14 protein-coding genes and 2 pseudogenes are annotated in these 14,128 nt (G+C 59.0%); 6 read left to right on the top strand and 10 right to left on the bottom strand.

What is annotated here, in order from left to right; translation table 11 throughout:
* The first annotated feature begins 88 nt into the window (after positions 1 to 88).
* The 5 genes from nifB (at position 89) to CN311_RS16800 (ending at position 3,376) form a co-directional block, all read left to right on the top strand.
* Complete coding sequence (gene nifB, locus CN311_RS16820) at positions 89 to 1,570, top strand: nitrogenase cofactor biosynthesis protein NifB (protein ID WP_097574886.1); 1,482 nt, start codon at positions 89 to 91, stop codon at positions 1,568 to 1,570.
* Between the two features lie 32 nt (positions 1,571 to 1,602).
* Entirely contained in the window at positions 1,603 to 1,797 is a 195-nt protein-coding gene (locus CN311_RS16815; RefSeq protein WP_027056561.1) for a 4Fe-4S dicluster domain-containing protein, read from the top strand.
* Between the two features lie 90 nt (positions 1,798 to 1,887).
* A complete protein-coding gene (locus CN311_RS16810) occupies positions 1,888 to 2,214 on the top strand; it encodes a nitrogen fixation protein NifZ (RefSeq protein WP_097574885.1) in 327 nt (108 codons plus the stop codon).
* A complete protein-coding gene (gene nifT, locus CN311_RS16805; protein WP_097574884.1) occupies positions 2,211 to 2,423 on the top strand; it encodes a putative nitrogen fixation protein NifT in 213 nt (70 codons plus the stop codon). Before CN311_RS16810 ends, nifT begins: the two co-directional genes overlap by 4 nt.
* Before the next feature lie 41 nt (positions 2,424 to 2,464).
* A complete protein-coding gene (locus CN311_RS16800) occupies positions 2,465 to 3,376 on the top strand; it encodes an SIR2 family NAD-dependent protein deacylase (RefSeq protein WP_097574883.1) in 912 nt (303 codons plus the stop codon).
* Positions 3,377 to 3,481: 105 nt separating this feature from the next.
* On the opposite strand, the gene CN311_RS32990 is transcribed toward CN311_RS16800, so the two are convergent.
* From CN311_RS32990 to CN311_RS16785, 4 genes are all read right to left on the bottom strand, one after another.
* Complete coding sequence (locus CN311_RS32990; RefSeq protein ID WP_208866517.1) at positions 3,482 to 3,637, bottom strand: hypothetical protein; 156 nt, start codon at positions 3,635 to 3,637, stop codon at positions 3,482 to 3,484.
* A 769-nt stretch (positions 3,638 to 4,406) separates the two neighbouring features.
* Positions 4,407 to 5,375: a GDP-L-fucose synthase family protein gene (locus CN311_RS16795; protein WP_097574882.1), complete on the bottom strand. Its 969-nt coding sequence runs from the start codon at positions 5,373 to 5,375 to the stop codon at positions 4,407 to 4,409.
* Between the two features lie 72 nt (positions 5,376 to 5,447).
* A complete protein-coding gene (gmd, locus tag CN311_RS16790; protein ID WP_097574881.1) occupies positions 5,448 to 6,548 on the bottom strand; it encodes a GDP-mannose 4,6-dehydratase in 1,101 nt (366 codons plus the stop codon).
* A gap of 142 nt (positions 6,549 to 6,690) precedes the next feature.
* Positions 6,691 to 7,680, bottom strand: a complete 990-nt coding sequence (locus CN311_RS16785; protein ID WP_097574880.1) for a nodulation protein NodZ — start codon at positions 7,678 to 7,680, stop codon at positions 6,691 to 6,693.
* A 498-nt stretch (positions 7,681 to 8,178) separates the two neighbouring features.
* On the opposite strand from CN311_RS16785, the pseudogene CN311_RS33445 reads away from it, so the two are divergent.
* Positions 8,179 to 8,471: pseudogene (locus CN311_RS33445) on the top strand (IS481 family transposase); the annotation flags it as partial.
* A 147-nt stretch (positions 8,472 to 8,618) separates the two neighbouring features.
* Here CN311_RS33445 and CN311_RS16765 read toward each other — a convergent pair.
* The 6 genes and pseudogenes from CN311_RS16765 to CN311_RS16745 all read right to left on the bottom strand — a co-directional run.
* Positions 8,619 to 9,785: an NAD(P)/FAD-dependent oxidoreductase gene (locus tag CN311_RS16765; RefSeq protein ID WP_097574917.1), complete on the bottom strand. Its 1,167-nt coding sequence runs from the start codon at positions 9,783 to 9,785 to the stop codon at positions 8,619 to 8,621.
* Positions 9,786 to 9,871: 86 nt separating this feature from the next.
* Positions 9,872 to 10,054, bottom strand: coding sequence for a hypothetical protein (locus CN311_RS33440; RefSeq protein ID WP_280954041.1), 183 nt, complete (start codon positions 10,052 to 10,054; stop codon positions 9,872 to 9,874).
* A gap of 71 nt (positions 10,055 to 10,125) precedes the next feature.
* Positions 10,126 to 10,248, bottom strand: coding sequence for a hypothetical protein (locus CN311_RS33765; protein ID WP_342586674.1), 123 nt, complete (start codon positions 10,246 to 10,248; stop codon positions 10,126 to 10,128).
* Between the two features lie 370 nt (positions 10,249 to 10,618).
* Positions 10,619 to 11,209, bottom strand: a pseudogene (locus CN311_RS16755) (IS3 family transposase).
* A gap of 66 nt (positions 11,210 to 11,275) precedes the next feature.
* A complete protein-coding gene (locus CN311_RS16750; protein ID WP_097574877.1) occupies positions 11,276 to 12,643 on the bottom strand; it encodes a sigma-54-dependent transcriptional regulator in 1,368 nt (455 codons plus the stop codon).
* On the bottom strand, positions 12,640 to 14,128 hold a 1,489-nt coding region (locus tag CN311_RS16745; RefSeq protein ID WP_133117204.1), incomplete at its 5' end, for a sensor histidine kinase. The genes CN311_RS16745 and CN311_RS16750, both read right to left, overlap by 4 nt.

Here is a 14,128-nt window from a genome sequence, read left to right as displayed (position 1 = left end):
CCAACATGACGGATAAAGACCGATTTTCGAGTTGGCATATCTCTTGCGCTCTGAAGTGCGATGTTCACACCACGCACGGAGCCGTTCGATGTCCGCACCGATGATTTCGCTACAGAGCCTTTCCGGCACGACAGTCTTCGATCAGTTGCCGGCGAGAGCGAAATCCGGTGCCTGCGCATCTTCATCCTGCGGCTCCTTCGCAAAGCCGCACGAGATGGACTCGGCTGTCTGGGAGAAGATCAAGGATCATCCCTGCTTTTCAGAGGAAGCGCACCACTATTTCGCGCGCATGCATGTGGCGGTCGCCCCAGCCTGCAATATTCAATGCAACTACTGCAATCGCAAATATGACTGCGCCAACGAAAGCCGGCCTGGGGTGGTTTCGGAAAGGCTGACGCCCGACCAGGCGCTGCGCAAGGTGATCGGGGTTGCCAACGAAGTGCCGCAGCTTTCCGTGCTTGGCATCGCCGGACCGGGCGATGCCTGTTACGACTGGAAGAACACAAAGGCGACATTCGAACGGGTCGCCAAGGAAATCGCCGACATCAAGCTGTGCATCTCAACCAACGGGCTCGCGCTGCCAGACCGCGTCGCCGAGCTTGCCGAAATGAATGTCGATCACGTGACGATCACCATCAACATGGTCGACCCGCGGATCGGTGCCAAGATCTATCCGTGGATCTTCTATGACAACCGCCGTTATACCGGCGTTGAGGCAGCCACGATCCTGCACGAACGACAGATGTCGGGGCTGGAGATGCTGACGGCGCGCGGCATCCTCACCAAGATCAATTCGGTGATGATTCCCGGCGTAAACGATGAGCACCTGATCGAGGTGAATAAATGGGTCAAGGAGCGCGGCGCGTTCCTGCACAATGTCATGCCGCTGATTTCCGACCCGGCACACGGTACGCATTACGGCCTGAGCGGGCAGCGCGGCCCCAAGGCAATGGAGCTGAAGGCCCTTCAGGATCGTCTCGAAGGCGGCGCCAAGTTGATGCGCCACTGCCGGCAGTGCCGGGCCGATGCTGTCGGCCTGCTCGGCGAGGATCGTGGCCAGGAATTCACGCTCGACCGGCTTCCCGACAAGGTCACGTACGACGCCAGCAAGCGCGAGACATATCGGGCAGTGGTCGCGCGCGAGCGGGGCGACCGCATGGCGGCCAAGAGCGAGGCGCTCGGGATGGTCAAGACCGCGGGCTCCGGCAAATCGCTTCTGGTCGCGGTGGCGACCAAGGGTGGCGGCCGCATCAACGAACATTTCGGCCATGCGAAGGAATTCCAGGTTTATGAGGCCTCGCCGAAAGGGATCAGCTTCGTCGGTCATCGCAAGGTCGAGCAGTATTGCCTCGGGGGCCGGGCCGAGGACAAGAGCCTCGACGGCGTCATCTCTACGCTCGAAGGCGTAGACATCGTGCTGTGCGCGAGAATTGGAAATTGCCCCGAGGATCGTCTCAAGGAAGGTGGGATCCGAGCAACGGATGCTTACGGGTATGACTACATCGAGACCGCGATCGGCGCGCTTTACGCCGCCGAGTTTGGGAGTGAGCCACTGGCTGCGACGGCCTGAGCCGCCTCATTCTAACCGAACCGGAGTTGAAAATGGCCTTTAAGATCATCGCTTCCCAATGCACCCAGTGCGGTGCCTGTGAGTTCGAATGCCCTTCGGGCGCGATCAAGTTCAAGGGCGAGACCTACGTGATCGATCCGATAAAGTGCACCGAATGCGAGGGGACCTTCGAAACGCAGCAATGCGCCTCGGTATGTCCGGTGTCGAAGACTTGCGTCCCCGCCTGACCTCCATTTCGGCTACCGACACGGTCGAGGCGCCTCCGCAGGACCATTGACCTCCTGTTGGAAAGCTGCAGCCGAGAGAAAGGAACGGCCATGAGCCTCGGACGCGAACAGGACATCGAAATCCGTACACCGCCGCGATTCATGCCGGGTGAGCGGGTCCGCGCCACACGCCACATAAAAAATGACGGCACCTATCCGGGCAAGGAGATCGGTGAAAATCTGGTGCGCAAAGGCGACGAGGGCTATGTGCGCGACATCGGCACCTTTCTCCAGCAGTTCTACATCTATGCGGTCGAATGGATCGATCGCGGCACCGTCGTCGGCATGCGTGCGCGTGAACTCATGAGCCTTGAGACGGCTGGGATTCGTTGCAGTGCCGAAATCGGTGCTGGGTTTGACGAAGGAACGGCCCGATGAGGGTAATGATCCGCAGGACCGGTGCTGGCTTGTCGGCCTATATTCCCAAAAAGGATCTCGAAGAGCCGATCATCAAGGTCGACAACGAACACTTATGGGGTGGGGCCGTGACGCTGAAGAACGGCTGGCGGTTAGTCCTGCCCGACCTTCCGCGGGATACGCCTTTGCCGATTACCGTCGAAGCAAGGAAGATTTCCGACGAGGACTGACCTTCGGGTTTACACAAAGAGAGCGGCAAAGGGATACGAGCATGAACACAATGACCTCGGGCCATCTCGTCGTCATTCGGGACAGTTTTGCCGAAAGGCAGCTTGACCTTTTGAAGAAAGGGCTCGCGGCCGATCAGGTCATTCCCTATCTCGGCCCGGGTCTGCTTGAGATCCGCTCCGCGGGACCGCCCGTACCGCATACCCCCGAAGCCGTTGCCGCAGCGCTCAACAAGCGCGCGCCAGCCCCTTCGAAGATTCGCACCAACATGTGGTCGGTAGCGCAGTATATCGAACAGCGCCGGCACCGCCGGACGCTTCAACTTTGGATGGCCGAAATATTCGCGCCCCCGGTGGTGCCGACCATCTTGCATGCCTGGCTTGCAACGCTGCCGCTCTCCGTGATCGTCGACAGCTGGTACGACGGTGCCATGCGCGCGGCTCTAATACAGACCCGCCGAACCGACGTCGTCGAAATACAGGGCGTAACACGGGCGCACGAGATCGGTGACATTTGGACGAAAGCCTACGATTTGTCCGGGATATTACTCGAATCCGCACCAGCGGCGAAGACGGTTCTCTACGCCCCTCACGGCGGTGCCAGGCCGGCCGCAAACTTCCTCGTCGCAGATTCCGACTACGTTGAAGTGCTGAGCGAAATCGACATCCAGACGCCGATCCCTGACCTGGTGAAGGAACGGCGAGCTAGCCGTGGTCTTTTCTTCATCGGCTGCCGCTTCAACGATCAGATGCTGCGCACCTATGCCCGGCAGATCATGAAGCGCTCCAATGGCCCACATTTTGCGGCAATCGATACAGCGACGCTGACCAAGAACGAGCGTCGTTTCCTTGCGGCAAGCGCAATCACGGTCATTGACATGCCGACGGGTCAGGCCGCAGCCCGTCTCGTCGGACTGGGCGAGACATTGCATGAAGCCAAACGGGGTATCGTTTGAGCCATTCTCAGACGCCTCAACATTGCCGAAAAGGTAAAACGGGCAATTGACTTCCGGGCTTTTCAACAACTCCGAGAGGCGCTCTGAAAAGCTACGACGGTTATTTCATTCGAGGCTGCAGCGGATATGGCATTCGATGCTGCGGATGAACACAGCGGCGACGGGCTCGAACCAGCCGAGCAGAGCATAGTCTGGCGCCAGGGTTGTCGCGGCGAACGGTCGCAGCTGATCGGCTTCATTTGGCGGTAAAAGCTGTGGCACGGCGCGATGACCAGGGCCGGTTGGGGTCGATGCCAATCGAGCTAAGGCCAAGCGTGCTCACCGCATAGGCGGTCACCTGCCACGGCCATCCCAGAGCGTCAGGATGATCGCGTTGCGCGACAGCTTGGCGCGCTGCAGACGCGAGCGATTGGTTCAGGGCAGGCCTCTTCGCCATCAACGAGACCCGCTGCTGCATGAGTTGTAAACGCCCGCACCACGGCGCCGCGAATCCGCGCTTGTGGCGCCATGACCTTGAGGCGAGTGAGTGCAGACTGAACCAATCCGATCAGCCCGGCCCATGCCGGAGAGCACGGCGACCAATGCCGCCAGCTCCACCACGCAGCGGGACAACGGCTAAGCGCTAGTTGAAAAGCATACGTCGACGTCCGCCATTTCCGCATGCACCGCCTTGGATAAGGCCTGCCTCGAGGCATGATGCGGGCCTGGTTGGCTTTCGTGTCGATGCCGGCTTCGTAAGCAGCGGCTCCCGCGAGGTCGAGCAGTTCCAACTGGCGACTTGAGGACGGCGCTCACGCACAGCCGTTCCAGGTGCGGCCGGTTATGCGGCCTTCCCCCTTCCCATTGGCTTGGGCAAGCTTCTGGGTGATCCTCTGCGTCGTCGGTCGCAGAGAGGTCCGGTCTGCAACGTTAGCACAGGCCAATATTGCGGCCGCCTCGGTATGTACGCGTCCCTCTCTTCTGTTTGGCCTGACTGAACAAGCTTGCACCCCGTCGGACATGCAGTCCAACCAGGATGCGCCCATCCACATCAAGCCGCATGAAGGCGAAGAAAATCCTCATACGTCGCTTGCAACCCGGCACCAAGAGACGTTTTGGCTTTCCAGCCAAGGTTACGCAAGCGCGTTACGTCCAGTAACTTGCGCGGAGTACCGTCTGGCTTCGTCGTGTCGAATACCAAATTGCCCTCCCAGCAGACTGCCGCCTTGACGAGTTCCGCTACCTCGCGAATTGTGACATCCTCACCAACGCCAACATTAATCAGGGGCGCAGTGTCGGGGGCTGTCAAGGCGTCAAAATCCGAATCTGGCAGGCCAAGCAGGAACGCAATGGCATCGCCTACATCCGACGAATACATAAACTCTCGTCGAGGCTTTCCGGATCCCCAAATCTCCACCGAGGTGTCGCCGTTTATTTTAGCTTGATGAAAACGGCGTATCAGGGCAGGCAGAACGTGGGAATTTTCGGGGTGATAATTATCGCCGGGACCATATAAGTTGGTCGGCATCAACGCGAGATAGCGTGTCTGGTACTGCCGGTTGAAAGACCAGCATGATTCGACTCCAGCGATTTTTGCCAAAGCGTAGGGACGATTCGTCGCTTCAAGCGGACCGGTTAGAAGGTATTCCTCCCGTATCGGCTGCGGACAGTCGCGTGGATAGATACACGAGGAGCCAAGAAAAATCATCCGTTCGACGCCGGACGCGTAAGCGGCATCAAAAACACTGAGTTGAATCGCTAAGTTGTTATGAAGGAAATCGACAGGGGAGCTAGCGTTCGCCAGTATACCACCAACCTTTGCGGCGCACATAACGACGTAGTCAGGCCGCCGCGACATGAAGAACTTGCGCGTCTCGCTCCGGTCAAATAGATCCAGTTCGTCGTGAGTACGTGTTATTATCTCATAGGATCCTAATGCCTCAAGGGCTCTCATTGTGGCGGATCCGACAAGGCCGCGATGGCCTGCTACATAGACTTTCTTCATCTTTTTGTTTTCCATTGATAACGCTCCGGGCGCTCCTTAAGAAGGCCACCATAGCACTGACAATAAGCCAGCATGGCGCCGCGGTTGTCAGCATAACTCTCGTGGACTGTGTGAATAATAACCCTGCTTCATCAGCACTGCGTCACGCTCTGTCATGCGCAAATCTTCCCGAACCATCTCCCTAACCAATTCGATGAAGGAGATTTTGGGCTCCCACCCAAGTTTTTCTTTCGCCTTGCGGGCATCGCCGAGAAGTGTCTCGACTTCTGCAGGACGAAAATAACGGGGATCTACTTTTACGATCAGAGCTCCCGTCTTTGCATCGTACCCCTCTTCGTCGACCCCTTCCCCCATCCAACGAACATCGATGCCGAGTTCAGCGGCCGCGACGGTGACGAATTCGCGCACCGAATGTTGCTCACCGCTAGCGATCACAAAGTCTTCAGGTTGCTCCTGCTGCAGCATCAACCACTGCATCTGGACGTAGTCTCGAGCGTGCCCCCAATCGCGACGCGCATTAAGGTTGCCCAGGAATAGAGTGCGCTGCATTCCAAGCTTAATCCGAGTCAAGGCGCGCGTGATTTTGCGAGTTACAAATGTTTCTCCGCGCGCAGGTGACTCATGATTAAATAAAATGCCGTTACATGCATACAAATTGTAAGATTCTCGATAATTTACGGTGATCCAGTGAGCATACAATTTGGCAACAGCGTAGGGTGATCGGGGGTAGAACGGTGTCGTCTCGGTCTGTGGCGTTTCCCGCACCAGCCCGTAGAGCTCAGACGTCGAGGCTTGGTAGTAGCGCGTATGCTTGACGAGCCCCAGGATCCGAATTGCCTCGAGAATACGCAGCGCACCCAAGGCATCGGAGTTTGCGGTGTATTCTGGTTCTTCAAAGGAGACTGCAACGTGGCTCTGAGCTGCCAAATTGTAAATTTCGTCTGGCTGAACCAGTTGGATGACGCGCGTAAGGCTGGACGAGTCTGTCAAGTCCCCGTGGTGAAGTGTAAGATCAACGCCACCTTCATGAGGGTCATGATAGAGATGGTCTATACGGCCCGTATTAAAAAGAGACGATCGTCTCTTTATCCCATGCACAGAATAGCCCTTTTCTAAAAGCAATTCTGCGAGGTAGGAACCGTCTTGCCCCGTGACTCCGGTGATTAAAGCGACTTTTCTCTTTGACAAGCTTGAATCCTTTTGATTTTGACGCGCCCATGAAAACGCTCGCCTGCGGCGGGATTGCGTGGCGAGAAAGGGGCGCATTGGGCAGGGCGAACGGGGGCCTCTCCGCGAAGGCAAGGGAGAGTTCGAGCGGGATGCCAGCCTTTCATGGAGCCGGGGAACGTTCGAGAGAGTTGTCGATCAAGATCAAACGACGCGGGTCATTCAAATCGAATTCGACAATTCGTGGCACGAAGAGGCGGGCATAGCGGGTGAAGGCGCTAGTCGGAGGAAAGCGAATAACAGTGTCGCATCGACCGAGGAGATACATCTCAACGAGCGCGGAAAACCCCCCGTCGGTGCCCAGTGCTGCACTGTGTAAGGGGCCGGCCTGATCCGCCTGGAAGCGTTTTGGGACGGTGAAAAGTTCGGGAAATACGCCCGACAGGCGATCAACAACCTTGGCGCTGTCTGTACACAAGAACACCTTTACAGGTCTTGAATGCGGTTGCGCCTTGGCCATACGAATGGCAGTGCATACCTGCTCTAAGGCAACCTTCGGATCAGCCCAAAAAGGTGCGTGATCCATAATATCTTCGCCATTGCCGTGGCGGACATGGACTCCAATTATGCTGTGCCCGTCAAAATGTTCCTGGTAGAGAGCTTCAATGCGATCCTCAATTTCGACCCTCGGTGTGATGCTCCTAAATATGGTTCGCTCGGCCTTTTCATCGCAGCGCCACATCAAGCAAGCATCACACACCACCGTGTTGGCTTCACAATCATCTTGGGCCTGGAAAAGATCGTTAAGCTCGTCACGTTCTTGGAAAATCTGTTCATCCGGGCGGTACACGCAGTCGATGGATGGCTTGTTCCACCACGACGGGAAGAAGGGACCAGGGAATGAGACGTGGTTGATCTGGTCATCGCAAATGACCCGTACACCACCGATATCCTCAATTGGCTTGAAGAAAGCTGGAAAGGCATTCGCAAACGGGTTGTCAAGGTAACAAGAGCCGCGCCAATCTATTGCTAAAGCTCGTCCCGTCCGATGTGCGTAGTCCCAAGCCGACGCGAGAGACCACAGGCAATCACCGAGACCCGTGCGCCGTCGAGAAACAACGAACCGATCGTTCCTTGAGCGATCAACAAGCATCTAAATTGCCTCTCTCCAGAACACCACAAGCCTCAGCTTTGCTGCTGCCTTCGAGGCAAGCGCCTGCGCAATTCGGGGAAGCTTGTCGCGCAGCGCCAATGCGATGTAGCTTGCGTCTATCGCCGAAGTGCCTGGCCGCGATGGACACGCGCCTGGGCTGGTCTTCGGCGCAGACCAGAAAATGCTCTTCGGAGCCAACGCAAACATCAACCACTTTCCTTAAGGCTGCTACATTCTTGAATTCTTTCTATGCATCGTGCCGCAACATCGGTAAAATCGTCTGTTTCGATGAAACGCATCCACGCCATGGATGGCTAGTGACATGGGTTCCAGGGCGTTGGCTGTGAACCCTCTCGCTGTGCTCGACGCACCGCTAACCCAGCGGAACCTCACGGTGACAGCACGCAGCATCGACCTAAGTGAGCCGGCCATGAGCGCGGGCCGCGGCCACGATCCCAACGATCTCCTCTGTGTGCGGGCAAGAAGATTGAGCTTCGACTGGGCCAGGTTCTGCATGGGAGCGCCACAAAGAAAGGGGCGATCCGTCGAGCGATAAGCGAGCCTGAGGTCGCTTTCGAAGCGCTATGCCATCAACCCCAAGACGGTCGCGAAGTGGAGGAGCGGAGTTCGACCGCCGATCTGCCCACCGGCCCCACGGAGCCGAGATCGAAGGTTCTGTCTGCCGTAGAAGGGGGACCGCTGTTGTGGCCTTCCGCCGCAACACGCTGCTGCCGCTGGACGATTGCCTCTACGCCTTGCAGCCGACGATCCTGTCTGCAGCGCAAGCATCGGCTTCTTCCGCATTTATATTGCGGAGGTCCCAACCGAACAGGGCCAGCTAAACATCAAGGCCTTTGTACCGCGGCACCGCCTGTCGCGAACCTTCGCGCCCCTCTGTCCCGCCGGCACCAAAGGAGACCGTCGCGGCGCCGTTGTTGCTAGATCACATTCAATTCCCTAAACGCCCGCCCTTCGGCGACACGGATGTACCCAAACGCGGAGCAATCGACCGTGCGGTAGCCGCCATGCACGAGAAGCTCGGCCAGCGCCTTGCCGACCGCCGGGGCCTGCTGCAGACCGTGGCCTGAAAATCCGTTGGCGAAGAGGAAATTTTTCACCTTGGGGTGCGGCCCGATCACCGCGTTCTGGTCGAGCGTGTTGTAATCGTAGTGTCCGGCCCAGGCGCGGGTCGCCTTGATGGCCTCGAAGGCCGGAATGCGGGTCGCCAGCACCGGCCAAATCACCTCTTCGAACAGCGGCCAGTCGACCTCGAAATCCTGGGGATCGGCCGGGCCGTCGCCCTCTTCCGGCTCGGCGCCGCCGGTGAGATAGACCGAGCCTTCCGGCCTGACATAGATGCCGGAGGGATCGACCAGCAGCGGCATGTCGGCATATTTTTCGCGCGCCTCGAAGACGAAGACATTGCGCTTGCGCGGCTCGACCGGCAGCGCCAGCCCGGCGAGAGCGGCGACCTTGCCGGCATTCGGCCCGGCGGCATTGAGGACGGTGCCGGCTTCGATCGTCTCGCCATTGTCGAGGCTGACACTGGTGACACGGTGGCCCTGCCGCTCGATGCCGATGACCGTGGCGGTCATAAAGTCCACGTTCTTGCCGCGCAGCGCCTTGCGGAACAGCGTCAGCATCGCATGCGCGTCGAACCAGCCTTCGCCGCTGCGGCCATAGGAGCCGGCGGATATACCTTCGGTCGACAGCCAAGGGAAGCGGCGCGTCAGCTGATCCGCGTCCTCGAGCACGATGTCGGCCCCCTCGGCGACCTGCGCTTCGTGATTGGCATTCAGGATCGGCAGCCCGTTCTCGCTAGCGAGAATGAGAAAGCCGCCCTCGCGAAAACCGATGTCGGCGTCCGCGCCGAATTCTTCCTTCAGCCGCCGGAACAGTTTCATGGTGAACTGCGACAGGCGGATGTTCTGCGGGATCGAGAATTGCTGGCGAATGGAGGCGCAGGACAACGTCGTTGCCGCGTGCGCGAACTGCGGATCGCGCTCGATCAGCGCGATCGAGCCGGAAAACCCTTCCTCGCGCAGATAGTAGGCGGTCGAGGAGCCGACGATGGCTCCTCCGATGATAACGATGTCGTAACGCACTTTTTTGTCGCCTTTCCGGTAACCGCCCGTGTCGATCACACAGCCGTCAGCATGATGTCGAAGCGCGTGCTGCGGCGGGCGCGGGCCTAGCGAGTTGAAAAGGGTTGCCGCATGCGCTTGATCCAGCGGCGCTCACGCAGCTGCGGTCCTGCCTCACGCAGCAAGTCGTCGGCTCTGTCCGTCCTCTCCCAGGTGAACTCAGGCTCTTCACGGCCGAAGTATCCGTATGTCGCCGTCTTGCGGTATATCGGGTGTAAGAGATCAAGCATCTTGATGATGCCTTTCGGTCGGAGATCGAAAACATGCGAATCCAAACAAACATGAGGCCCTGATCCCGCCCTTACTCGAGATCCTGCCATCGTCCTTCATCAACGCCCTGGCTGATGTCGGGCGACTGCCCGGTGAGAGCCAGAACGACGGCGCAATTTCGACCATCAAAGCCGATGGCATCGTCGTAGCCAATATCGAGTATCGTATCGCGGGCGACTTGGGTGTAGTCGATGTGCGCATGGCTGGTACCCTCGTCCTGCTGGCTTTGTCATTTCGCGCTCTTCGCAAATGCTGTTTGGCGGCGGAACATAAAACGACACCAGATTTCTGCCGCCACTGATCTCGAAAGTTGTGATGAGCGTACCATTGACAGCGATTTGCGCTCGCAACGATTCCATGAATTTCTTTGAAGGATCTGTTGCAACGCTAAACAACAACGCAACGAGATTGGCGGGGGCCTGGTAAGACGGAAAGCTGGAACTGGTTGGCCAAGAGGGAGGCGATCGGCGCACCTTTCCCCAGGCGACGTGCTAACTTGCATCGTGCACCTCATCCGCCATTTGCTAAATGTTTAGTCCCGGCATTTGCTGGAGCGGATTGAAAGTGAACGCTCGGGCTGGGAAGCCCATGCCTTCCAGATGAACTCGCAGGGCGTGAGGCCCTTGAGGGTCTTCAGCTTGCGGCCGAAATTGTAGGCCGCGACGAAGTCGGCAAGATGCCGACGCAGTTGGTCGCGATCGTTGTAGTGGAAGCGCTTGACGGTTGCGTCTTGATGGTCCGGTTCATTCTCTCGACTCTTCTCGCCGGCCTGTCGCCGTCGACATCTGGCAATCGGCCGATGCTTGCCTGCAGGCAGCGGTGGGAGCGCGTCAGATGCGGGACGTCGGCTGCAACGCGTAGAGGCAATCGTCGAGCGGCAGCAGCCTTGTTGCGGCGGAAGGCCACAACAACGGTCCTCTTCCTCGGCAGACAGAACTGTCGACTCCCTGGGGCCGGCGGACAGATCGGCGGTCGAATTCCGCTTCTCCACTTCGCGACCGTCTTGGGGTTGATGCCATAGCGCTTCGAAAGCGACCTCAGGCTCGCTTCACTATGTTGTATCGCTCGACGGATCGCCTCTGTCGTTGTGGCGCTCCATGCAGAACCTGGCCCATAGTGCATCCTTTGAGTCGGACGAGAATGGCGAAATTTCTTTTCCGCGACATGCGAGCAAGAAGGCTTCAGCCAATGGCGGTTTTTCGATAATCGGCCGCATCTATCCCATGTCGTTTCAGCTTGTCGTAGAAGGTCTTGCGGGGAACTCCCAGGACTTCGATCGTGCGCCTCACGTCGCCGCCGCATTCCTGCAAGGCATCGCGGATGACAGTCGCCTCATAAAGGCTGACCTTCTCGGACAAGGGGAGGCTTGATACCGCTTGTTCCTTTCGACCTGATGCAATGGGCGTGCCTAGCCCTTCAAGTCCCAATGCAACGCGATCGGCGAAATGCACGAGTTCACGGACATTGCCGGGCCAATTGTGGCTCACGAGGCGATCGCGCACGCCAGCGCTTATGTCCGGAACTGGCCTGCTGAAGCGTTTGGAGGCGCGTTCCAGGAAATGCCCAAAGAGCATCGGGATGTCTTCGCGCCTTTCGCGAAGCGGCGGGATGCGGAGCGTCACCACATTCAGCCGGAAATAAAGGTCTTCCCGGAAATCTCCGCGGGCGGCCGGATCGCCGAGATCGGCCTTCGTAGCCGACACGACACGAAGGTCGATGCTGCGGGTTTCGTTCGTGCCGAGCGGCGTGATCTGCCGGGTCTCAAGCACCCTCAGGAGCTTCACCTGGAGTGCTGGCGGCATCGACTCGATTTCGTCGAGGAAGAGCGTCCCTCCGTTCGAATGCTCGATGCGACCGGTCCTGCGCCTCTGCGCGCCAGTAAAGGCGCCTGCCTCGTGCCCGAAAAGTTCGCTATCGATGACGCTTTCGGGCAGCGCTCCACAATTCAGGGCAACGAAGGGCTTCGTGCGTCGTCTGCTCCAGCGGTGAAGCAGATCCGCGACCACCTCCTTGCCCGTGCCCGTCTCGCCTTCCACAAGGACATCCACATCGGTATCGGCGATCTGGCGGAGAGTTTCGCGCAATCGAATCATGGTCGGTGCCTCCCCGATCAGCGGGATATCGCCCGCAGATCGGACAACCGCATCCCTAAGACGTCTGTTTTCCAGGACCAGGCGCCGTTTTTCCGAAGCGCGATGCAGCGTCACGAGAAGCCGGTCGTTCGCATATGGCTTCGAGATGAAATCGTAGGCGCCATCCTTGATGGCGCCAACGGCCAGCTCGACGTCGGCATGCCCGGTGATCAGGACAACCGGAATTTCCGGGTCGATCGCCTTCACTCGCTCGAAGAGCTGAAGTCCGTTCAGCCCGGGCATACGGATGTCACTCACGACAGGGCCATCGAAGTTCCCGTCGATTCTGGCGAGCGCGGCCTCGGCCGAACCGAACACGCTCGGTGAGAACGAGGCAAGCTTCAGCATCTGCGTGGCTGCGCGAAGCACATCCTCGTCATCGTCGATAAAAATGACCGGTCCTGATTCAGCACTCATGCCGCTCGCCTCAGCTCGACCGTGAAGGAAGTCCCTCTCCCGTGGCCGGCATCATCATGCCGCAACGAGCCGCCGAGCTCACGTGCGATCTCTTGCGAAATGACCAGGCCAAGACCGAGACCCTTTTCCTTGTTGGTAACGAACGGCATGAAGAGGCTCCTGCGAATGTCGGGGGCAAGGCCGGGGCCGTTGTCCCGAAGGGAAATAGCGACCATTTCCCCGTTTTCGGCGAGCGCTATCTCGACGCGGGGCTCCGGTTGATCCTTCAGAGCGTCAAGCGCGTTCTGGAGAAGGTTGACGAGTATCTGCTCCAGTCGCATGCGGCTTGCCATGACAATTGGAGACGGATCGATCCGCTTCCGTTCAATCGTCACCCCGGAATCGCGAATTCGGCCTGAAAGAAGCGACAGAGCGCCGTCGATCGCGTCGTCCGCCAGTATCGGTCCCATCGATCCGCTGGCGCGGCGGGAAAAGGACCTTAGCGTTTCAGTGATCGTGCCGATCCTGCCGGTCATGGCGACGATCGAGGTCAGATTCTCGGCGGTGTCTTGCGACCGGCCGATCCCTAGAAGACGCGCGGCATTTTCAGCATAGGTGCGGATTGCGGCGACCGGCTGGTTGATCTCGTGGGCGACCCCGGCCGTTATCTGTCCCAGGATTGACAAGCGGTTCGCCTGGGCGAGTTCGTCGCGCAGGCGGCGCACTCTTGCCTCAGCGTTCTCTCGCTCGGCGATCTCACCGGCGAGCGCTTCGTTCGAGCGCTGGAGCTCCGCAGTGCGCAGTTCGACGCGATGCTCCAGTTCCGCATTCAGCAACACAAGCACTTCTTGCCGCTGCCGGGCCGCCCGCCGCCGTCGAACAATGATGAAAGCGACGAATCCAACGAGAACGAGGGCCAGCAGCGTTGTCACGCGGGCTGTCATGACCGCCGAGGAGATCTCGGTGTCGGCGGGGATGAGCAACGACATGCGCCAGCCCGGAACTGCTTTGCCGAGATCCTGCGAAACCGCAACGAAACCGGCTGATCGACTCTCAGGAGTTGCGGTGACCAGGTTGTCGCCGCGGCGGGAAAGCGGCACCGGCTCGAAAGTCGCGCCCGGTAGCTGCAGACGATCGCGAGCGGTTTGCTTCTCCTTTGCGGAAAGCGGTGAGAGAGCGCCAAAACGCCATTGGGGCACGCTCGTGGCAAGAACCACGCCTCGCTCATCGGTCGTGAAGACCACGAAGCCGCTCTCCAGCCAGCGCGACTCGACGCGATCGAGCTCCATCTTCACCACAACCACACCGAGCGGCCCCTCCGGCCCATCGACCCGGCTCGACAGATAGAGCCCCGGCCGTGCGCTAACCGTGCCGAGCGCATATTGCATAGCCGCGCCATCCGCCATCGCCTCGGTGAAGTAGTGGCGAAAGCGGTAATCGCTGCCGACGAAACTGGTCGGCTCGCCGGCGTTGCTCGCAGCGACCGCTACGCCCTCAGGATTTATG

Source organism: Mesorhizobium sanjuanii, from assembly GCF_002529485.1.
GTDB classification, from domain to species: Bacteria; Pseudomonadota; Alphaproteobacteria; order Rhizobiales; family Rhizobiaceae; genus Mesorhizobium; species Mesorhizobium sanjuanii.
Note: the sequence above shows the minus strand (reverse complement) of the source record. Positions and strands in the feature narration are given on the sequence as shown.